Origin of the sequence: Enterobacter sp. 01-M-02-SI-ECC (genome assembly GCF_047530595.1) — a bacterium.
Taxonomy (GTDB): Bacteria; Pseudomonadota; Gammaproteobacteria; order Enterobacterales; family Enterobacteriaceae; genus Enterobacter; species Enterobacter cloacae_M.
In genome coordinates this window covers 223,648-243,404 of record NZ_JBLKCZ010000003.1, presented here as the reverse complement: position 1 = coordinate 243,404, position 19,757 = coordinate 223,648, and the positions used below count along the sequence as shown (strand labels likewise).

19 protein-coding genes and 1 pseudogene are annotated in these 19,757 nt (G+C 56.9%); 10 read left to right on the top strand and 10 right to left on the bottom strand.

Annotated elements, in window-relative coordinates; all coding sequences use genetic code 11:
* Positions 1–230 precede the first annotated feature (230 nt).
* Together rnk and yldA are read left to right on the top strand one after the other, a co-directional pair.
* Positions 231–641 carry a nucleoside diphosphate kinase regulator gene (gene rnk / locus ACMWLG_RS06795; protein WP_023310734.1) on the top strand — a complete coding sequence of 137 codons (411 nt, stop codon included), beginning with the start codon at positions 231–233 and terminating at the stop codon, positions 639–641.
* 139 nt (positions 642–780) lie between these two features.
* Positions 781–870 carry a small membrane protein YldA gene (yldA, locus tag ACMWLG_RS06790; protein ID WP_023310733.1) on the top strand — a complete coding sequence of 30 codons (90 nt, stop codon included), beginning with the start codon at positions 781–783 and terminating at the stop codon, positions 868–870.
* Positions 871–878: 8 nt separating this feature from the next.
* On the opposite strand, the gene ACMWLG_RS06785 is transcribed toward yldA, so the two are convergent.
* On the bottom strand, positions 879–2,117 hold the full coding sequence (locus tag ACMWLG_RS06785) for a zinc-dependent alcohol dehydrogenase (RefSeq protein WP_023310732.1): 1,239 nt from the start codon (positions 2,115–2,117) through the stop codon (positions 879–881).
* A 180-nt stretch (positions 2,118–2,297) separates the two neighbouring features.
* Between ACMWLG_RS06785 and uspG the strand changes: the two genes are divergently transcribed.
* Positions 2,298–2,726: a universal stress protein UspG gene (uspG, locus tag ACMWLG_RS06780; RefSeq protein ID WP_023310731.1), complete on the top strand. Its 429-nt coding sequence runs from the start codon at positions 2,298–2,300 to the stop codon at positions 2,724–2,726.
* Positions 2,727–2,786: 60 nt separating this feature from the next.
* On the opposite strand, the gene ahpF is transcribed toward uspG, so the two are convergent.
* Both ahpF and ahpC read right to left on the bottom strand, forming a co-directional pair.
* A complete protein-coding gene (gene ahpF, locus ACMWLG_RS06775) occupies positions 2,787–4,352 on the bottom strand; it encodes an alkyl hydroperoxide reductase subunit F (RefSeq protein WP_045402118.1) in 1,566 nt (521 codons plus the stop codon).
* Positions 4,353–4,539: 187 nt separating this feature from the next.
* Positions 4,540–5,103, bottom strand: a complete 564-nt coding sequence (gene ahpC / locus ACMWLG_RS06770) for an alkyl hydroperoxide reductase subunit C (protein WP_008501015.1) — start codon at positions 5,101–5,103, stop codon at positions 4,540–4,542.
* A 623-nt stretch (positions 5,104–5,726) separates the two neighbouring features.
* On the opposite strand from ahpC, the gene citR reads away from it, so the two are divergent.
* From citR to ACMWLG_RS06755, 3 genes and pseudogenes are all read left to right on the top strand, one after another.
* Positions 5,727–6,626, top strand: coding sequence for a DNA-binding transcriptional repressor CitR (gene citR, locus ACMWLG_RS06765; RefSeq protein ID WP_045402116.1), 900 nt, complete (start codon positions 5,727–5,729; stop codon positions 6,624–6,626).
* Between the two features lie 86 nt (positions 6,627–6,712).
* Positions 6,713–7,936: pseudogene (locus ACMWLG_RS06760) on the top strand (phosphoadenosine phosphosulfate reductase).
* Positions 7,921–8,547 carry an IbrB-like domain-containing protein gene (locus tag ACMWLG_RS06755; protein WP_045402112.1) on the top strand — a complete coding sequence of 209 codons (627 nt, stop codon included), beginning with the start codon at positions 7,921–7,923 and terminating at the stop codon, positions 8,545–8,547. The pseudogene ACMWLG_RS06760 and the gene ACMWLG_RS06755 overlap by 16 nt, the downstream one beginning before the upstream one ends.
* Here the strand turns inward: ACMWLG_RS06755 and ACMWLG_RS06750 are convergent, their stop codons facing one another.
* Positions 8,548–9,708: a pyridoxal phosphate-dependent aminotransferase gene (locus ACMWLG_RS06750; RefSeq protein WP_045402108.1), complete on the bottom strand. Its 1,161-nt coding sequence runs from the start codon at positions 9,706–9,708 to the stop codon at positions 8,548–8,550.
* 122 nt (positions 9,709–9,830) lie between these two features.
* Here ACMWLG_RS06750 and ACMWLG_RS06745 point away from each other — a divergent pair, with 122 nt between their 5' ends.
* From ACMWLG_RS06745 to ACMWLG_RS06735, 3 genes are read left to right on the top strand one after another with little or no spacing between them, the layout of a single operon-like run.
* Entirely contained in the window at positions 9,831–10,445 is a 615-nt protein-coding gene (locus ACMWLG_RS06745; protein ID WP_045402104.1) for a methylthioribulose 1-phosphate dehydratase, read from the top strand.
* A complete protein-coding gene (gene mtnC / locus ACMWLG_RS06740) occupies positions 10,442–11,131 on the top strand; it encodes an acireductone synthase (RefSeq protein ID WP_045402099.1) in 690 nt (229 codons plus the stop codon). Before ACMWLG_RS06745 ends, mtnC begins: the two co-directional genes overlap by 4 nt.
* Positions 11,128–11,670, top strand: coding sequence for a 1,2-dihydroxy-3-keto-5-methylthiopentene dioxygenase (locus tag ACMWLG_RS06735; RefSeq protein WP_045402096.1), 543 nt, complete (start codon positions 11,128–11,130; stop codon positions 11,668–11,670). Before mtnC ends, ACMWLG_RS06735 begins: the two co-directional genes overlap by 4 nt.
* Before the next feature lie 96 nt (positions 11,671–11,766).
* Here ACMWLG_RS06735 and ACMWLG_RS06730 read toward each other — a convergent pair whose 3' ends face one another.
* Positions 11,767–12,237 carry an SRPBCC family protein gene (locus ACMWLG_RS06730; RefSeq protein WP_045402093.1) on the bottom strand — a complete coding sequence of 157 codons (471 nt, stop codon included), beginning with the start codon at positions 12,235–12,237 and terminating at the stop codon, positions 11,767–11,769.
* A 42-nt stretch (positions 12,238–12,279) separates the two neighbouring features.
* On the bottom strand, positions 12,280–13,296 hold the full coding sequence (gene mtnA / locus ACMWLG_RS06725; RefSeq protein ID WP_045402089.1) for an S-methyl-5-thioribose-1-phosphate isomerase: 1,017 nt from the start codon (positions 13,294–13,296) through the stop codon (positions 12,280–12,282).
* Between the two features lie 104 nt (positions 13,297–13,400).
* Between mtnA and mtnK the strand changes: the two genes are divergently transcribed.
* On the top strand, positions 13,401–14,600 hold the full coding sequence (gene mtnK, locus ACMWLG_RS06720; protein ID WP_045402086.1) for an S-methyl-5-thioribose kinase: 1,200 nt from the start codon (positions 13,401–13,403) through the stop codon (positions 14,598–14,600).
* A 103-nt stretch (positions 14,601–14,703) separates the two neighbouring features.
* On the opposite strand, the gene ACMWLG_RS06715 is transcribed toward mtnK, so the two are convergent.
* The 4 genes from ACMWLG_RS06715 to ACMWLG_RS06700 form a co-directional block, all read right to left on the bottom strand.
* Complete coding sequence (locus ACMWLG_RS06715) at positions 14,704–15,945, bottom strand: LVIVD repeat-containing protein (RefSeq protein WP_047633846.1); 1,242 nt, start codon at positions 15,943–15,945, stop codon at positions 14,704–14,706.
* Positions 15,946–16,074: 129 nt separating this feature from the next.
* Positions 16,075–17,139, bottom strand: coding sequence for a sugar ABC transporter substrate-binding protein (locus ACMWLG_RS06710; protein WP_023310718.1), 1,065 nt, complete (start codon positions 17,137–17,139; stop codon positions 16,075–16,077).
* Positions 17,140–17,159: 20 nt separating this feature from the next.
* The gene (locus tag ACMWLG_RS06705) at positions 17,160–18,155 is read right to left on the bottom strand and encodes an ABC transporter permease (protein WP_045402078.1); all 996 of its coding nucleotides are present in this window, start codon (positions 18,153–18,155) and stop codon (positions 17,160–17,162) included.
* Positions 18,152–19,654 (bottom strand): sugar ABC transporter ATP-binding protein, encoded by a 1,503-nt coding sequence (locus tag ACMWLG_RS06700; protein WP_045402075.1) that lies wholly within the window; start codon positions 19,652–19,654, stop codon positions 18,152–18,154. The genes ACMWLG_RS06705 and ACMWLG_RS06700 overlap by 4 nt, the downstream gene beginning before the upstream one ends.
* Between the last annotated feature and the right edge of the window lie 103 nt (positions 19,655–19,757).

Genomic DNA, 19,757 nt, shown 5'->3' with positions numbered 1-19,757 from the left:
TCGCGCAACGCCCGGGTTCAGGACTCTCAGCGTAACGTATTCCGTCCGGAATGAAGACTGAATAAATTTCAGCGAAAATTCATATGGACCATGAATGTGACCTTCATCACTTCAAACTTGCGCCTTCAGCCAGTATCATCGGGAGAGTTAAACCCTCGCTGCCAGACGGCGAGGGTTTTCTTTTGGATTGGTTTCTGCGTTACACGCAGCATTAACGACATGGAGTAAAAATGTCCAGACCTACAATTATCATCAATGAGCTCGACGCAGAACGTATCGACAGGCTGCTGGAAAAAGCAGAGTTTGCCTCACTTCCCGTGGCCGACGCCCTGAATGAGGAGCTCGACCGGGCGCAGATGTGCACGCCTGAGACGATGCCGCATGACGTGGTCACCATGAACAGCCAGGTAAAATTCCGCAACCTGACCACCGGTGAAGAGCTGACCCGCACGCTGGTTTACCCGGCTCAGATGACCGACAGCAGCGCACAGCTTTCTGTTCTTGCGCCTGTGGGGGCCGCACTGCTGGGCCTGCGCACGGGCGATACCATCCACTGGGAATTGCCGGGCGGCGCCTCTGCCCATCTTGAAGTGCTGGCGTTGCTCTACCAGCCAGAAGCCGCGGGCGATTACCTGCGTTAACCACTTCTGACCAAGCGCCCACCCGCTTTGCACAGAGGATGCAGCCGCATCCTCTTTCCGTAAATTCACCCCATTTTCTTATATCGCGCAAAAAGCCCTTAATCCACGCTTAATCTGTTTTGGTGCCGTGGGGACGGTCATGAGTGAGATACTGGCTATCACACTTATTTTTCTGATTATTGCGGCGATTATCGTCTTGGCCGTGCTTTACCTTGAACGCCACAGCTAGGCGAGTATTCATGCAACCCCACCGGGGAAAGCATTCACCAGGCCCTTAACTTTCTGCTCTGCGGCCTCGGGCGTTTCTGCGCCAGGAACCAGAATCACCTTCCGGCACTCCTCCTCCCGTTTTTCGAACACCTTATAGGCGCGTTCCGCATCAGCAAGGGGAAGATAATGGGTCACGATCTCTTCCGGCGTAAGCAGCCCCTTTTCGATCAGCGGCAGCAGCTCGCCCAGCCAGGCATGGACGTGGGTCTGGCCCATCTTAAACGTCAGCCCCTTATCGAAGGCATCGCCAAACAGGAAGCCATGAATAAACCCGGCGTACACGCCGGGTACGCTGACCACCCCACCGCGTCGAACGGCAGCAATGCACTGCCGCAGCGCTTTGCCGCTGCTACCTTCAATTTTAAGATTGCTGAGGATCGTTTCGGTGGTGCTGCCTTTCGCTTCGAACCCTACCGCATCAATCACGGCGTCAACGCCGCGCTGGCCTGCGGTCTGTTCGATGATTTTTTCCGCTGCGTCGTTATCATCATCAAAGTTGATGGGAATTGCGCCGTAACGCGCCTCGGCAAATCGCAAACGGTACGGGTGGTGATCGATAACAAAGATCTGTTCAGCCCCTAACAGCCGCGCGCAGGCAATAGTCAGTAGCCCCACCGGCCCGGCGCCGAAAACCGCAACGCTTGAGCCTTTTTCAATCTGCGCATTTTTTGCCGCCTGCCAGGCCGTGGGCAAAATATCGGACAGGAACAGCGCCTTATCATCGGAAAGGAGTTGCGGGACCTTAAACGGCCCGACGTTGCCTTTTGGCACGCGGACATATTCCGCCTGTCCCCCCGGCACGCCGCCGTAGAGATGGCTGTAGCCAAACAGCGCGGCCGGCGCGGGAATTTGCTTTTTGTTCAGCGCGGCGCCCTGCCCGACATTGGTATTCTCACAGGCCGCGTATTGCTGCAGACGGCAGAAGAAACAGTCTCCGCAGGCAATGACAAAGGGGATCACCACGCGATCGCCTTTTTGCAAATTCTTTACCTCTGCGCCGCACTCGACGATTTCCCCCATAAACTCATGGCCAAAAATGTCGCCGTGCTGCACCTTCGGGATCTTTCCGCGATAGAGATGCAAATCGGAGCCGCAGATAGCCGTGGCCGTGACGCGCAAAATGATATCGTCGGGCTGCTCGATAATGGGATCGGGGACATTCTCGACGCGAACATGGTGCGGACCGTGATACGTAAGTGCTTTCATGCGACCTCCGAAAGGTTCCAGGTAAGTGTATAAGGGTAGCTACCGCTCAAGGTCTGCCCCGGAATATGGGCCTTTTGAGATTTATCCTGGCGAGATAAGAAAACTGACGGGGCGCTTACAGAAACCATTTATTTTTTATGGTTGAATGAGTTCAGCGTTTATAAACAAGGAGAAACGGGTATGTATCAGAGAATCATTATGCCGGTTGATGTTTTTGAGATGGAGCTGAGCGACAAGGCCGTTCGCCATGCGGAGTTCCTGGCGCAGCAGGACGGTGTTATCCATCTTTTACACGTACTGCCGGGCTCCGCCAGCCTGAGCCTGCACCGCTTTGCCGCCGACGTGCGTCGCTTCGAGGAGCATTTGCAGCATGAAGCGGAAACTCGCCTGCAAACCATGGTCAGCCACTTCAGCATCGACCCTTCGCGCATCAAAACGCACGTCAGATTCGGCAGCGTACGCGATGCGGTAAACGAACTGGCGAACGAGCTGAAAGCAGACGTGGTGGTCATCGGTTCGCGCAACCCTTCCATTACCACGCATCTGCTGGGATCTAACGCCTCCAGCGTGATCCGCCACACCCATATACCGGTGATGGTCGTAAGATAAAAAAAGAGGCCACCTTTCGGTGGCCTCTCGCTATTGCAGGTGTAGCCTTACTTTCTTCTGTTATGCGGTTTTGGTGCGAATCAGGTAGTCAAAGGAACTCAGAGACGCCTTCGCCCCTTCGCCCGTGGCGATAATGATCTGTTTGTACGGCACGGTGGTGCAGTCGCCCGCCGCAAACACGCCTTTCACGCTGGTTTCACATTTCGCATCGATGATGATTTCGCCCATGCGGTTGCGCTCAATCGCGCCTTCCAGCCAGGTGGTATTTGGCAGCAGACCAATCTGCACGAAGATCCCTGACAGCTGAACGCTGTGCACGTCGCCGCTCACGCGGTCGCGATATTCCAGGCCGGTCACTTTGCTGCCGTCGCCCTTCACTTCCGTGGTCTGCGCGTTCAGTACGATGTCGACGTTTTTCAGGCTGCGAACTTTATCCTGCAGTACCTGGTCGGCCTTCATCTCTGGAGCGAACTCCAGAAGGGTAACGTGCTCAACAATCCCCGCCAGGTCGATAGCCGCTTCCACGCCCGAGTTACCGCCGCCGATCACCGCCACGCGTTTACCTTTAAACAGCGGGCCATCACAGTGCGGACAGTAGGTCACGCCTTTGGTACGGTACTGATCTTCGCCCGGAACGTTCATGTTGCGCCATTTCGCGCCGGTGGCAATGATAATGCTGCGCGCTTTCAGCACCGCGCCGGACGCGGTTTCAATCTGGTGTAAACCACCCTCGGCCGCGGCCGGAACCAGCTTGCTGGCGCTCTGGCTGTCGATCACGTCTACGTCATAGTCGCTGACGTGCGCCTTCAGCGCCCCTGCCAGCTTCTGACCTTCGGTCTTCGGCACGGAAATGTAGTTTTCGATGTCCACGGTATCGAGCACCTGGCCGCCAAAGCGTTCACCCATCAGGCCGGTACGAATACCTTTACGCGCGGAGTACACCGCTGCCGCCGCGCCCGCAGGACCGGAACCGACGATCAGCACGTCGTAAGCATCGCGTTTGTTCAGCTCTTCCGCCGCACGTTTTTCAGCACCGGTATCCACTTTGGCTACGATTTCGGTCAGCGTCATACGGCCCTGGCCGAACTCTTTGCCGTTCATGTAGACCGCCGGAACGCCCATCACGTTGCGTTCGGTGATTTCATTCTGGAAGGTACCGCCGTCAATCGCCGTGTGCTTGATGCGCGGGTTCAGGACCGACATCAGGTTCAGCGCCTGCACCACGTCCGGGCAGTTGTGGCAGGAGAGCGAGTAATAGGTTTCAAATTCGAAATCACCGTCGATATCGCGGATCTGCTCCAGCAGCGCCTGCGCTTCTTTTGACGGATGACCACCGGTCCACAGCAGCGCCAGCACCAGTGAGGTAAATTCGTGACCCAGCGGCGAGCCGGCAAAGCGCGGTCCCTGGTCGGAGCCTGGGTTGATAATCAGGAAAGAGGGCTTACGGACCGGCAGCGCGTTGTCTTCTTTGAAGGTCACTTTCGGCGACAGCTCGGCGATTTCCGCCAGCAGTTCCTTGATCTCTGCCGATTTGGCGCTGTCGTCCAGCGTGGCAATCAGCTCAACGGGTTTGGTCAGTTTCTCAAGGTAGGCCTTGAGCTGGGTTTTCATGTTAGTGTCGAGCATTGTTCTTCCCTCTCTTAAGACGTCATCATGCAAGCTGCCTTATACGGGCGGCCTGAATGCAACTTGCATCATGGTGCTGGAATGAAATGGGCGCGGGTGCGCCCATTGATTGCCGGGTGGCACTTCGTTTACCCGGCCTACGATACTGTAGGCCTGTGCAAGCGCAGCGCCGCCAGGCTTTACAGACTTAGATCTTGCCAACCAGGTCCAGGGATGGAGCCAGCGTCGCTTCGCCTTCTTTCCATTTCGCCGGGCATACTTCGCCAGGGTGAGAAGCCACGTACTGAGCAGCTTTCACTTTACGCAGCAGGTCAGAAGCATCACGGCCGATACCTTCAGCGGTAACTTCGATAGCCTGGATAATGCCCTGCGGGTCAACAACGAAGGTGGCGCGGTCAGCCAGGCCTTCATCTTCACGCATGTTGTCGAAGTTACGGGTCAGGGCGCCAGTCGGGTCGCCGATCATCGCGTATTTGATTTTCGCGATGGTTTCAGAGCTGCTGTGCCATGCTTTGTGGGTGAAGTGGGTATCGGTAGAGACAGAGTAAACGTCTACGCCCAGCTTCTGCAGTTCGTCGTAATGGTCTGCCACGTCACCCAGTTCAGTCGGGCAAACGAAGGTAAAGTCAGCCGGATAGAAGAAGAAGACGCTCCAGCGGCCTTCGGTATCTTTCTCGGTAACTTCGATGAACTCACCGTTTTTGAACGCCTGGTTTTTGAAAGGTTTAATTTTGGTGTTAATCAAAGACATCTGTACTTCCTCCGTGTTTTCGTTGAGATGTAAGGTAACCAACTTTATTCATCGGGGCTAATGCGTATGCTTTATCAAATCAATCAGCCAAACCTTACAACGTCGACAAGACAACAAGGTGAACCTTTTACAGGAAAGCCTAAAAGTAAAAAGGCCGCCTCAACGGGCGGCCCTGATACCTGAATTCCCCGCAGGTACATTCAGTGCCAGCCGAAACTGGCGTTGCGTTGCGCTCTACAACCCTTTATATCAAGGCGGTAACAGCCTTTTGATTACACCACCCGCGCAGGGATTGAGCAATCCATAAAAGAGGCATTCCTGCCTATGGCTGTGATAGGTTGCGTCGAACATCATTCCGGAGCGTTATAGATTTATTTTTATTATAAAACTATCGCGATATATAAATGGCAATTGTCATTTAAAATGATCACTCCCTTTTCTACAATAAAGTTATCTCAATCGCCTTCGAAGCACTATTTCAATAATCTGCCACCGTGATATATTAAGATGTTTTTAATTTAAAACTAAGAGAATTAACCGAAAGAATTATAAATAGTTAGCCTCAAACTATTGTTACCAGTTATATGATAACCACAGCAAACGCAGCACCCTCAGGACGAAACATGGCAAACCTCTATGACCTTAAAAAATTCGATCTTAATCTGTTAGTCATTTTCGAGTGCATTTACCAGCACCTTAGTATCAGTAAAGCCGCCGAGACGCTGTATATCACACCCTCTGCCGTGAGCCAGTCACTGCAGCGTCTGAGAGGGCAACTCAACGATCCTCTGTTTATCCGTTCCGGTAAAGGGATCACGCCCACGACCGTCGGCGTCAATCTGCATCATCATCTGGAACAGAACCTGAACCAGCTGGAGCAGACTATCAATATCATGCACAGCAGCGGGTTGAAGAAGAACTTTGTCATTTATTGCCCGCATTTTATGAGTATGAAAGCAACGCTTGACCCTATAAAATTGCTGATGGAAAACCATAACTATTCAATTGAATTACATGATGTTTTTCTTTCGTCTGATTCAGCAGAAGATCTCTTAGCCTACAGAAGAGCCGACCTGATATTTTCATTTTCTTCTTCTAACAATCATTCTGTCGCCTGTAGCCTCTACCATAAACTTCCTTTCGTCCTCGTTTGTCGTGAGGGCCATCCCCGTCTCAGTGAAAATCCCACGCGTGAAGAGATCCTGAATGAAAACTTCACCGCCTACCTGAACGATGAGAACAGCTTCAAAGACTATCAGGAAAAGGCCGAAAGCCTGTTAACCAAAAGAAATATCGTCTATCGTAGCGACTCTTTTATATCCCTTCTGTCGGCGATCGGTTCGTCCGATCTCATAGGATTAGTACCTGCGCCGGCCTTCGAACAATATGGCCCAGCCCTCAACCTGCGAAAAGTGGAAACTGACATTCAATTCCCAAGCATTGATATTTACATGATGTACAACCGTTCCGCGCTCAATAGCTCGGCATTCGCGAGTTTTATTGAAGAGATATCATTACCGTAGCATATCTAATTAAAATTAACTGATATAATCCTCTCATTAGCATTGACGCTACAGTCAGGTATTTATCCCTCAGGATGAGAATAAGCATGTCACTTTATAAATACTCTTTAAATCAGGATGTTCTTACCGCTGCTCGGGAGCGAATAAAATGGACGCTCGAAAACTTTCCCAAAACCTGTGTTTCTTTTTCAGGAGGTAAAGACTCCACCATTATGCTGCATCTGGTTGCCCAACAGGCGCGACTGATGAAAATCAAAATAGATGTGCTCTTTATCGACTGGGAAGCGCAGTTTTCCCATACCATTACCCATGTGGAACATATGCGCGAGTTGTACAGCGATGTCATCGATCATTTCTGGTGGGTCGCGCTTCCCCTGACAACGCAAAATTCACTGTCACAATTCCAGCCGAAATGGCAATGCTGGGAACCCGGCACCCGATGGGTCCGCCAGCCTCCTGACGATGCGATTACCGATCCCGCTTTTTTTTCCTTCTACCAGCCAGGCATGACGTTTGAAACCTTTGTCCGCAGTTTCTCCGACTGGTTCTCCTGCAATCGCCCGGCGGCGATACTGATTGGCATCCGCGCCGATGAGTCTTACAACCGTTTTCTGGCTATCGCGTCGGCGCGTAAACAGCGGTTTGCCGACGATAAACCCTGGACAACCGTCGCACCGGGAGGACATGCCTGGTATATCTACCCTCTCTACGACTGGAAAACCGCCGATATATGGACCTGGTTCGCCAAATCAGGGTGTTGCTATAACCCACTCTATGACCTGATGTTTCAGGCTGGCGTGCCGCTACGCTACATGCGGATTTGTGAACCCTTTGGTCCTGAACAGCGTCAGGGATTATGGCTCTACCACGTTGTTGAGCCCGATCGCTGGGCGGCCATGTGTGAGCGCGTGAGCGGTGCGCGCAGCGGGGGGATGTACGCCGGACACGATAACCATTTTTATGGTCACCGAAAAATTCTGAAACCCGAACACCTGTGCTGGCGCGAATATGCCATGTTGCTCCTCGACAGCATGCCGCAACATACGGCTGAGCATTACCGCAATAAAATCGCCATTTATCTGCACTGGTATTAGAAGAGAGGCATAAAGGATATTCCCGATACGCAGGACGGTGATATCGGAGCCAAAGACATTCCCTCATGGCGCCGTATTTGCAAGGTTCTCCTGAATAACGACTACTGGTGCAGGGCGCTATCGTTCAGCCCAAACAAACCCAAACATTATCAGCGCTACAGCGAAAGAGTGAAGGCGAAACGCAAGGAGTGGGGCATATTATGCAACAAAGACTAATCACCGAGATGGAAACGTACCTTCAGTCACTTTCCGAAGAGGAGCGCATTAACGCCATAAATGCCTTTCGTGAAGCGATCCATAAACACAGTCCATTTCGTGAGCAACCTATAGACTGCGTCCTCTGGATAAGACAGGACGCTATTACCGCTAACGACTACAACCCCAATAACGTTGCGCCACCAGAAAAACGGCTGCTAAGTCAGTCACTGGAGCTCGATGGATTCACCCAACCTATCGTTGTGACTGAAAGCGAACCGCACCACTACGAAATTGTGGATGGTTTTCATCGCCATGAAATTGGTAAAAATCGGGCGGCGCTGAAGCGTCAGCTCAAGGGCTATCTCCCCATCACCTGCCTGCGTCGGGATCGGCAGGATAAACATAACCGTATGGCCGCCACGATTCGTCACAACCGGGCGCGGGGTCGACACCAGATTAACGCCATGTCGGAGATCGTTCGCGAGCTGGTGCAGCTTGGCTGGAATGACGAGAGAATAAGCAGGGAACTGGGTATGGACGGCGATGAAGTCTTGCGCCTCAAGCAAATCAACGGTCTGCTGGAGCTGTTTGCAGACCGTCGTTACTCAGAAGCCTGGACGGTGAAATAATCAGAGCGTGTTCAGACGCTCTGCCGCCGCCAGCAGCGTCGATTCCTGCTTCGCAAAGCAAAGACGGATCAGCTTATGCGGGAAGGGATCGGCGCAAAATACCGACAGCGGAATAGCGGCCACGCCCACCTCTTTCGTCAGCCACTGGCAGAAGCTCACGTCGTCCAGATCCGATATCGCGCTGTAGTCGGCGAGCAGAAAATAGGTCCCTTCTGAGGGCAAAATCTCCAGACGGCTTTTGCTTAGCGCCGCCACAAACAGATCCCGACGTTCACGGTAGAAACGCGGCAGCGCGCGATAATGCCCGGGTTCAGCGCGCAGCATATCCGCCAGCGCCAGCTGAGCCGGCGTGTTCACGGCAAAGGTCAGGTACTGGTGCACCTTGCGCAGCTCGGCGCTAATGGCGGCCGGTGCGACGCAGTAGCCCACTTTCCAGCCGGTCATATGGTAAGTCTTACCGAATGACGAGACAGCGATTGCGCGCTCGCGAAGCTGCGGATGGGCCAGCACGCTGGCGTGTCCCTCTTCTGCAAAGCAGATGTGCTCGTAAACTTCATCGCTGAGCACGTAAATTTCACGTTCTGCAATCGCCTGCCACAGCGCGGCGAAATCGGCTTTCTGCCACACCGTTGCCGACGGGTTGTGCGGGGTATTCAGGATCACCAGGCGGGTTTTGTCGCTCAGCAGCGCGGCAAACGCCTGCCAGTCAGGGCGAAAGTGCGGCGGCTGAAGCGCCACGCGTTTCACTACGCCGCCGGAGAGTTCAACCGCAGGCGCATAGCTGTCGTAGCTCGGGTCAAAGCAGATAACTTCATCGCCCGCACGCACCAGCGCGGTGATGGCCGCATACAGCGCTTCGGTCGCCCCTGCCGTCACCGTAATGTCGGTGTTCGCATCGGGCTTATGGTCGTACAGCTCCGCCGTTTTATCCGCAATGGCTTCCCGCAGCGCCTGCACGCCCGTCATCGGCGCATACTGATTCGCCCCCTGCGCCACGTGGTACGCCAGACGCTCCTGCAAATAGGTAGGGCAATCGAAATCCGGGAAGCCCTGAGAAAGGTTAATGGCGTTGTGCTGCTGCGCCAGAGCGCTCATCTGCGTAAAGATGGTAGTACCGAGATTGGGAAGTTTACTCTGCGGAATCAATGCGTTATTGCTCATCGTGTCGTGCCTGCTTGTAATACTTATGTTGCTGCCACTATAACACGATGTTAGTCTTTGGCAATCAAGACGCTTAGACGTCTAAACCATATAAATATTCCTAGCCGCGAGGGTAAAAGGAAATGACAGAAAACCTGCAACTCACACATCTTGTCGACGCCTGCCGCTGGATTGGCGCCAAAGGCTGGGCGCCAGCCACCGGCGGCAACATGTCGGTGCGTCAGGACGAACACCTCTGCTGGCTCAGCGAATCCGGCAAAGACAAAGGCAGCCTGACAACGGCGGACTTTCTGCAGGTTGAAATTGCCACCAACCGCGCGCCGTCTGGCCGCAGGCCGTCGGCGGAAACCGGTCTTCACACGCTGATTTATCGCCTGTTCCCGGAAGCCAACGCCGTCCTGCACGTTCATACCGTCAACGCCACGGTACTGTCGCGTCTGGTCAAAGAAGCCGAGCTCAACATCAGCGGTTTTGAGATGCAAAAATCCCTCACCGGGCAGACCACGCATCTGGATACGGTGGCTATCCCGGTCTTTGATAACGACCAGGATATCGACGCCCTCGCCTCCCGAATCGCCCATTACGCGCAGGAGCGCCCGCTTAATTATGGTTTTCTTCTGCGCGGTCATGGCTTAACCTGCTGGGGACGCGACGTGGCCGAGGCCCGCCGTCATCTGGAAGGACTAGAATTCCTATTTGAATGCGAAATGCGTTTACGACAACTGGAGAGAGTATGATTCGCGCGATTGTGACGGATATTGAAGGGACCACCAGCGATATTCGTTTTGTCCATGATGTTTTGTTCCCCTACGCGCGTGAGCGGCTGGCGGCCTTCGTGACCGCCCAGCAGTACGCCGATCCGGTCAAATCCATTCTGGACAACCTGCGTGATGAAATCGGTAATCCACACGCCAGCGTCGGCGAACTCATCGACGCGCTGTTTGCCTTTATGGATGAAGACCGCAAATCCACGGCGCTAAAAGCCCTGCAGGGGATCATCTGGCATGACGGCTACGTGAACGGCGACTTCACGGGCCACCTCTACCCGGACGTACTGCCTGCGCTGGAAAAGTGGAAAGCGCAAGGGATTGATCTCTATGTTTATTCCTCTGGCTCCGTCGCCGCGCAGAAACTGTTATTTGGCTACAGCGACGAAGGTGATATTACTCATCTGTTCAGCGGCTATTTTGATACCCACATCGGCGCCAAGCGCGAGGTGCAGTCCTATCAGAACATTGCGACACAAACGGGCATCGCCCCGTCGCAGATCCTGTTCCTGTCCGATATTCATCAGGAGCTGGACGCGGCTGAACAGGCAGGTTTTCGCACCCTGCAGCTGATTCGCGGTGATGATGACGGCGCAAGCCATCACCATCAGGTCCACCAGTTTGACGAGATTAATCCGGAGCAGATCCCTTCATGAGCGCATTGACCATTTATTCCGATAAAGACGCCAGTCAACACCAGTGGTACAGCACCGACGCCACCGAGATAGCCCAGCAGCTCAACGCCAAAGGCGTGCGGTTTGAACGCTGGGCTGCGGATCGCGATTTAGGACACGATCCCGCGCCCGAAGCCGTGATCGCGGCGTATCAGCATGCGATCGACAAGCTGGTGGCGGAGAAAGGCTATCAGAGCTGGGATGTGATTAGCCTCCGCGCCGACAACCCGCAGAAAGAGGCGCTGCGCGCGAAGTTCCTGAACGAACATACCCACGGCGAAGACGAAGTGCGCTTTTTCGTGGAAGGCGCGGGGCTGTTCTGCCTGCACATTGATGATGAGGTGTATCAGGTGCTGTGCGAGAAAAACGACCTGATTTCCGTTCCCGCGGGCACGCCGCACTGGTTTGATATGGGCTCAGAGCCGAATTTTACCGCCATTCGTATTTTCGACAATCCGGAAGGCTGGGTGGCGCAGTTTACGGGCGATGCGATCGCGGATGCGTATCCACGCCTCGCATAGGTAAAAGCAAAACGGCAGCTATAGCTGCCGTTTTTAGCGTTTGCTCCCTCTCCCTGTGGGAGAGGGTCGGAGTGAGGACATCAGGCCGCTCGGGCTTCAACGCTCCAGTCCTTTCACATACCCCACCAGCTGATCCAGCACAATCCCCCACCCTTCGTGGAAGCCCATCTGTTCATGCTGTTCGCGGATTTCTTTCGTCGGATGACGCGCAATCGCCGTGTAGCGGGTCTTGCCCTCACCCACATCCTCCAGCAGCAGGATCGCCGTCATAAACGGCTTCCCGGCCGGTTTCCAGCCTTCGGTATAGCCGTCGGTAAAGACCAGCTTTTGACCGGGATCGATTTCCAGAAAGACGCCCCGGTTATCCATCCGCTGACCGTCAACATCAAACACGGTGTTGAACCGCCCGCCCACGCGGAGATCGAGATCGCATTCGGTCACCTTATGGGGAGCAGGAATGAAGAAGTTTTTGATGTGTTCCGGCGTGGTCCAGCAGAGCCACAGCAGGTCGCGCGGTGCATCCACCACGCGCTCCAGTTTTAAGTCAGTTTCAGGATCGAGCGTCACGATATTGTCCTCTTAAGGGAACCCCTTAAAGGATAGCCGGACTCAGGCGAATTTCCCGTTTGCCACCGCTTCCGGCGTGACCACGCCCGTATCCAGCACCCAGCCGCTGATCAGCGAGGCAGGGGTCACGTCAAACGCCGGGTTGTAAACCTGCGCGTTTTCCGGCGCCCACTGCACCGCGCCAAAGCTTCCGGCGACGCCCGTCACCTCGCTGGCGGCGCGCTGCTCAATCGGGATCGCGTCCCCGTTCGGGCAGTCCGGATCCAGGGTCGTTTGCGGCGCGGCCACGTAGAACGGAATGCCGTGGAATTTCGCCAGCACCGCCAGAGAATAGGTGCCGATCTTGTTCGCCACGTCGCCGTTGGCGGCAATACGATCTGCGCCCACCCACACGGCGTCCACTTCCCCTTTTGCCATCAGGCTGGCGACCATGGAATCGGTAATCAGCTGGTACGGCACGCCCAGCTCGCCTAACTCCCACGCGGTCAATCTGCCGCCCTGCAGCAGCGGGCGGGTTTCATCGACCCAGACGTTGCTCACGTTGCCTTCTTGGTGCGCGCGAGCAATGACCCCAAGCGCCGTACCGACCCCCGCCGTTGCCAGTCCGCCGGTGTTGCAGTGGGTCAGCAGGCGGCTGCCGGGCTTCACCAGCGCGCTGCCCGCTTTCGCAATGGCATCACAGAGTCGTTTATCTTCATCAATCAGGCGCAGCGCCTCCGACACCAGCGCCGGAACATACTCTTCCTGCCACAGCGCAATCTTCATGCGGTCGAGATTGTTCATCAGGTTCACCGCCGTCGGGCGGGACGCGCGCAGGGTTTCCAGCGCAATCGCCAGCTCGTCACGGTTTTTGCCGTTTTCCGCCAGCAGCGCCAGCAGCAGGCTTGCAGAGAGACCAATCAGCGGCGCGCCGCGCACGCGCAGGGCGTGGATATGCCCAACCAGCGCCTCTACGGTCGAGGCATCCAGCCAGCGTTTCTCCTGCGGGAGGGCCTGCTGGTCGAGAATAAAGAGCTGATTATTCGCCACCCGCAGGCTGGTCGTCTGTAATGTCTGCATGTCGTTAATTCCCTGTTGCGTTGTTGTAGCACATTGTGTCAGGATGAAATCCAGATGTATAGACGTCTACATGTCTTAATTTAAAAACTCGTGAGGAGCAGGCCATGTCGCAATACCGTACCTTTACCGCTCAGGATGCCGTGGAGTATGCCAGGCAGTTTGGCGGACTTGACGATCCTTCATCGCTGGTAGAGGCGCAGGAGATTGGCGACGGCAACCTCAATCTGGTCTTTAAAATTTTCGACAGCGCGGGCGTGAGCCGCATCGTCGTTAAGCAGGCGCTACCCTACGTGCGCTGCGTCGGCGAGTCCTGGCCGCTGACGCTGGACCGCGCCCGTCTGGAGGCGCAAACCCTGGTCGAGCACTACCGGCACAGCCCGCAGCACACGGTGAAAATCCACCACTTTGACCCGGAGCTGGCGGTGATGGTGATGGAAGATCTCTCCAGCCATCGCATCTGGCGCGGGGAGCTGATCAACAACATTTACTACCCGCAGGCGGCACAGCAGCTGGGCGAATACCTCGCGCACGCGCTGTTCCACACCAGCGATTTCTACCTGCACCCGCACGAGAAGAAAGCGCAGGTGGCGAAATTCATCAACCCGGAGATGTGCGAGATCACCGAAGATCTGTTCTTCAACGATCCGTACCAGATCCACGAGCGCAACAGCTATCCGGCCGAGCTGGAAAATGACGTCGCGGCCCTGCGCGACGACGCTCAGCTTAAAATTGCCGTGGCCTCCCTGAAGCATCGCTTCTTCTCGCACGCCGAAGCGCTCCTGCACGGCGATATTCACAGCGGCTCGATTTTTGTGGCCGACGGCAGCCTGAAGGCCATCGACGCCGAGTTCGGCTACTTTGGCCCGATTGGCTTTGACGTCGGCACCGCCATCGGCAACCTGCTGCTGAACTTCTGCGGGCTGCCGGGGCATCTGGGCATTCGCGATGCCGCCGCCGCGCGCGAGCAGCGCCTGACCGATATTCAGGAGCTGTGGAACACCTTCGCGGAACGCTTCCAGGCGCTGGCAAACGAGAAAACGCGCGACGCCGCGCTCGGCGCGCCGGGCTATGCCTCCGCGTTCCTGAAAAAGGTCTGGCATGACGCCATCGGCTTCTGCGGCACCGAGCTCATTCGCCGCAGCGTCGGGCTTTCCCACGTGGCGGATATCGACACCATCCAGGACGAGGTGATGCGCCACGAGTGCCTGCGCCACGCGATAACGCTCGGTAAAGCGCTGATTGTCATTGCCGACCGCATCGATAGCGCGGAAGATCTGGTGGCACGAGTGCGGCAGTACAGCTGAGTGCTGGCTTTGTGCCCGGTGGCGCTGCGCTTACCGGGCCTACGATTCTGATTTTCTCCCTCTCCCTGTGGGAGAGGGTCGGGGTGAGGGCATCAAACCGCACTCATCCCAGATACTCAATCACCGACAGCCCGCCGTTATAATCAGTGCTGTAGATAATTCCCTGTGCATCCACAAACACGTCACACGACTGGATCACCTGCGGGCGATTCGGGCGGGTATCCATCATTTTCTCCGGTGCCGCAGGCACCAGCGCCCCCGTTTCCACCGGTCGATACGGATTGGAAATGTCATAAGCCCGCACGCCAGCGTTCTGCCAGGTGGCAAAAATCAGCGTCGAGCTGACAAAGCTCCCCGGGCGGTTCTCGTGCAGGTTGTGCGGGCCGAAATGCGCACCTTTCGCCACATAGTCGGTTTCATCCGGCTGCGGGAAGGTCGAGATGCTGACCGGGTTCGACGGCTCGCGGATATCAAACAGCCAGATCAGCTTTTCGCCGTCCTCCTGGTTATCCAGCACCGCTTCGTCCAGCACCACCAGCAAATCGCGGTCCGGCAGCGGCAGCGCTGTGTGCGTCCCGCCGCCAAACGGCGGGCTCCAGTTGCGGTGGCTAATCAGCTTCGGCCGGGTGCGGTCCTTCACGTCCAGCAGCGTCAGGCCGCCGTCGCGCCAGCTGCCGTAGGCGGTATCGCCCGCGATAATCGCGTGGTGCAGCGCGTAGCGTTTCCCTTCCGGCCAGTTCGGCTTCTCCCCTTCCGCCTGGTTCATCCCCGGCAGCCACCAGCGCCCCGCCACTTCAGGCTTGCGCGGGTCCGCCAGGTCGATGGTCAGAAAGATGTAGTCGGTAAAGCCGTCAATGAGTGCTGAAACGTAGGCCCAGCGTCCGCCGACGTACCAGATGCGGTGAATGCCGATGCCGCTCAGCGACAGAAAGCCGATTTCGCGCGGCCTGTCGGGCTTGGAGATATCAAATACGCGCAGCCCGGCGCTCCAGCCTTTGTCCTGCACGTCGCTAACGGTCTCCCCCACCTGGCGGGTGTAGTAGACCTTCTCGTCGGCAAAGCGGGCATCGGCAAAAAGATCCCGTGCATTGATGACCAGCAGGAGATCGTCATGCGCCTGCAGGTGCACGTTCCAGGTGCCGGGCGGCGCGGGCACGTAGCCCGCCGCTTTCGGGTTCTTCGGGTCGCGCACGTCGACAATCGAAAAGCCCTGCGACACCATATGGCCGATATAGGCGAAACCGCGATGCACCATCAGCTGTACGCCGTCCGGACGACCGCCCTGATCGCTATGGCCAATCAGCCGCATATTGCGGCTGTATTCGGGTGGGGGTAGTTGAGACACCTTGAACTCCTTTCGCCCGTTGGCGCTACGCTTACCGGGCCTACGGGTACTGTTGGTTTTCCCCCTCTCCCTGCGGGAGAGGGCCGGGGTGAGGGCGTCAGGCCGCACCTGACGCCACCCGGCCTGATTTTATTTATTTTTCGCTTCCAGCGTCGCAAACCATGGCGCGATAAAATCTTCCGTCTGGCCCCAGCCCGGAATGATTTTCCCCAGCGACGCCACGTTCACCGGGCCCGGCTGGGCGGTCAGCAGCGCCTGAGGAATGGCCGCCGCTTTGAAATCGTAGGTCGCAGGCGTGGCTTCCCCGGCAATCTTGTTCGCCACCAGACGCACGTTAGTCGCGCCAATCAGCTTCGGATCCACCGCCACGCTCACCTTCCACGCGCTGCCCGGCTCGCGCATCAGCTGCAGATCCTGGTTGGAGATGTCGATGCTGTAGAGCTTGATTTCGGTGCGGCCGTTCTCTTTCAGCGCCTTATACGCGCCCTGGCTGAAGGCGTCCCACGTGCCCCAGATGGCGTCGATTTTGCCTTTCGGATATTTCGCGAGGATCGCACCCACCTTGTTGGCGGTATCGCCCTGCACGTCAGAGGAAACGGCGCCGATAGATTCCAGCTCTTTGATGTCCGGATACTGCTTTTGCAGCTCTTTATAGGCCGCCTGACGACGCTCCATCGGCGGGAAGCCCGCCACCCACAGCTTGACGATATTGGCCTTGCCGTTGAAATCTTTCGCCAGCTGGCCGAAGGAGAGGTTCGTCAGGGAGGCATCGTCCTGCTGGGTGACGGTTACGCCCGGGATCTCGCCGTTAACCGCCGTATCAAAGACTGAAACTTTGATCCCGGCATCCACCGCTTTCTTCACCAGCGCGGTGGAGTACGGATCGCGCCCCTGAGAGAGAATAATCCCGTCATATTTCTGGCTGATGGCCTGGTTCACGAAGTCCTGGAATTTGGCGTCGTCCCCGTTGCTTAAAAAGGTGCTGACCTTAAAGCCGAGCTTTTTCCCTTCCTGAATTGCCCCGGCAATAAACTGCGTGGTGTTGTCGTCTGAGCCGAGGTTACGGATCACCGCGATGCGGATCGGGCCGTCATGGTTCGCAATGGCAGCCGGAAGCGGCGCGGGCGTAGCCGCGAAGCCTGGCAGAGCAGTGAGCAACCCAAGTGCCACCAAAGAGAGTGCAATCTTTTTCATTTTTTTATCCCGTTGTGTTGTCAGCGTTTTTGTATGTAGGTAATCGCCAGCGCTACCGCGAGCACCAGCCCTTTTATAATGTCCATGGCGTAATACGGCACGGATAGCATCACCAGCCCGTTCGACAGCACGCCGAGAATGACCGCTCCGACCAGGGTTCCCAGCGCGTTCGGCTTGCCGGAGCCTGCCAGGGAGAAGCCAATCCACGCCGCCGCCACCGCATCCATCAGGTATCCGCCGCCCGCATTAACCTGCGACGAACCGATGCGCGAAGCCAGCAAAATCCCGCCCAGTCCCGCCAGCAGAGAGGCAATCACGTAGGCCGCCACCTTGTAGCGCGTGGTGCGAATGCCGGAGAGACGCGCGGCTTCGGGGTTGCCGCCGATGGCGTACATCCGGCGCCCGTGCGTGGTCAACGAGAGGCCCAGCTGCGCCAGAACGGTCACCACCAGCATGACGATCACGATGGTCGGCACCTGCCCCAGCAGGCTGAACGCCGCCGGAATGGTCCCTTCCGCCATGTCGCCGCTCGGCAGCACCATGTTCTCGGTAATCGACCCGCCGTAGCTGTAGGTCATCGCCACGCCCTGAATGACGAACAGGCTGGCAAGCGTCGCGAGCATGTCCGGAATACGCAGGATGACGATCAGAAAAGCGTTAAACAGCCCCACCAGGGTGCAGAGCGCGAGGGTGATCAGAATCGACTCGGTGGTACCCAAGCCGTGCCAGACGAAAAGTGAAACCACCAGCGCGTTCGCCAGCGAGGCGGTGGATCCGACGGAGAGATCGAACCCGCCGATGGTCAACGAGATCGACACGCCAATGGCAATCACCGTCACGATGGCAATTGAGCGCAGAATGTTGATGATGTTGTTCGGATCGAGGAAGCTGTCCGACGCCAGGCCAAAGACGGCCACCAGCGCGACGACGGTCAACAGCATGCCCCACCTGTAGAGAAAATCGAAAATCTGCTGGCGGCCAGACGCCGCCGCGTTCACTGAAAGGGCCTTGCTCACGACGCCGTTCCTCCGGTTGAATAATAAAGTAGTGTCTCTTCGCGGGCCTCGGCCCCGGCGATTTCCGCCACGATGCGCCCGTCCCACAGCACGCAGATGCGGTCGCACAGCCCGACCAGTTCGGCAAATTCGCCCGAGGCGTAAATTACCCCTTTGCCCTCGCGCGCCAGGCCGTCAATCAGCTGGAACAGATCGGTTTTGGCCTTCACGTCCACGCCTTTGGTCGGCTCGTCGAAGATCAGCACGCTCGCGTCATTGCGCAGCCACTTGCCGATAGCCACCTTCTGCTGGTTACCGCCGGAGAGACGTCGCAAAACCTGCCCGGGACCGCGGGCGCGAACGCCGACGCGGGCGATCACCTCCTCCGCCCAGCGCCACGCCTGACGATGACCGAACACGCTCCAGCGCGAGAAGCTGTTATCGGCGCACACGGCAAGGTTCATGCTTACCGGCTCGTCGATAAAAATACCCTCTTTGCGCCGCTCTTCCGGCACCAGCGCCAGCCCGCGCAGCACCGAGTCCGCCGGGTCGCGCGGCTGCCAGGGCTGTTGATTCAGCTCACCGCGCGCCACGCGGCTTTTGCTGGCGCCAAACAGCGCCTTACAGAGTTCGGTTTTTCCCGCCCCCGCCAGCCCGGCAATACCAAGAATTTCGCCCTTGCGCAGGTGCAGGGAGATATCTTTCAGCAGCGCGTCGTCGTGCAGACCTTCTACCCGCAGGAGCGTCTCTTCGCCGTGCGGTGGCCGCGCGGGCGGATAGATATCGCTCAGCACGTGGCCGAGCATCTTCTCGACGATCGCTTCTCCGCTAAGATCGGCCATCGGACCGGACTCGATCAGCTTGCCGTCGCGGAGCACCGTCAGGGTGTCGCAGATGGCCTTCAGCTCGTGAATGCGGTGAGAGATAAACACCACGCCGATGCCCTGCTGCTTTAAGCGTCTCACCACCCCAAACAGGCGCTCGCTCTCATGCGCGTCCAGCGGCGCGGTGGGCTCATCAAGAATCAAAAAACGGCAGTGGTGGGACAAGGCGCGTGCCAGCAAAATCTGCTGCTTTTCGGCCAGCGAACAGCCGTCGATGGAACGGCGAACGTCCAGCGTCACGTCGAGCTGCGCCAGCGCCTGTCTCGCCTGCTGGCGGATCGCGCGCCAGCTGAAACGATGCCCCGGCTGCGCCAGCTGGTCGAGCATGATGTTTTCAGCAATGCTTAACCCCGGGATCAGCGCCACGTCCACCTCCTGCTGCACGAGATGGATCCCCAGCCGTTTGGCGTCAAGCGGTTCGCGGATGCTCACCGGCTGGTTGTTGATGCTGATCTCGCCCTCATAGTGGTCGTGCGTGCCGCACAGCACCGCCATCAGCGTCGATTTCCCCGCGCCGTTGGCGCCGGTCAGCGCGTGTACGGATCCGCCGGTTAAGGTAAAGTCCACGCGCGACAGCGCCTGAAAGCCGGAAAAGGCCAGGCTGATACCGCGCATCTCAAGGCGACTGGAAACCATCCGCGTAAATCCTTCATTACTCTTCTGATTTATCGAATTTTTCACAGCTCCGGTTGACTGACAACGACGGAAAAGGCATAAGTTAAAGCGAAATATTATTAGC

Coding starts and splice junctions, on each gene's coding strand:
- rnk (WP_023310734.1), top strand. CDS start 231: ATGTCCAGACCTACAATTATCATCAATGAGCTCGACGCAGAACGTATC.
- yldA (WP_023310733.1), top strand. CDS start 781: ATGAGTGAGATACTGGCTATCACACTTATTTTTCTGATTATTGCGGCG.
- ACMWLG_RS06785 (WP_023310732.1), bottom strand. CDS start 2,117: ATGAAAGCACTTACGTATCACGGTCCGCACCATGTTCGCGTCGAGAAT.
- uspG (WP_023310731.1), top strand. CDS start 2,298: ATGTATCAGAGAATCATTATGCCGGTTGATGTTTTTGAGATGGAGCTG.
- ahpF (WP_045402118.1), bottom strand. CDS start 4,352: ATGCTCGACACTAACATGAAAACCCAGCTCAAGGCCTACCTTGAGAAA.
- ahpC (WP_008501015.1), bottom strand. CDS start 5,103: ATGTCTTTGATTAACACCAAAATTAAACCTTTCAAAAACCAGGCGTTC.
- citR (WP_045402116.1), top strand. CDS start 5,727: ATGGCAAACCTCTATGACCTTAAAAAATTCGATCTTAATCTGTTAGTC.
- ACMWLG_RS06755 (WP_045402112.1), top strand. CDS start 7,921: ATGCAACAAAGACTAATCACCGAGATGGAAACGTACCTTCAGTCACTT.
- ACMWLG_RS06750 (WP_045402108.1), bottom strand. CDS start 9,708: ATGAGCAATAACGCATTGATTCCGCAGAGTAAACTTCCCAATCTCGGT.
- ACMWLG_RS06745 (WP_045402104.1), top strand. CDS start 9,831: ATGACAGAAAACCTGCAACTCACACATCTTGTCGACGCCTGCCGCTGG.
- mtnC (WP_045402099.1), top strand. CDS start 10,442: ATGATTCGCGCGATTGTGACGGATATTGAAGGGACCACCAGCGATATT.
- ACMWLG_RS06735 (WP_045402096.1), top strand. CDS start 11,128: ATGAGCGCATTGACCATTTATTCCGATAAAGACGCCAGTCAACACCAG.
- mtnA (WP_045402089.1), bottom strand. CDS start 13,296: ATGCAGACATTACAGACGACCAGCCTGCGGGTGGCGAATAATCAGCTC.
- mtnK (WP_045402086.1), top strand. CDS start 13,401: ATGTCGCAATACCGTACCTTTACCGCTCAGGATGCCGTGGAGTATGCC.
- ACMWLG_RS06710 (WP_023310718.1), bottom strand. CDS start 17,139: ATGAAAAAGATTGCACTCTCTTTGGTGGCACTTGGGTTGCTCACTGCT.
- ACMWLG_RS06700 (WP_045402075.1), bottom strand. CDS start 19,654: ATGGTTTCCAGTCGCCTTGAGATGCGCGGTATCAGCCTGGCCTTTTCC.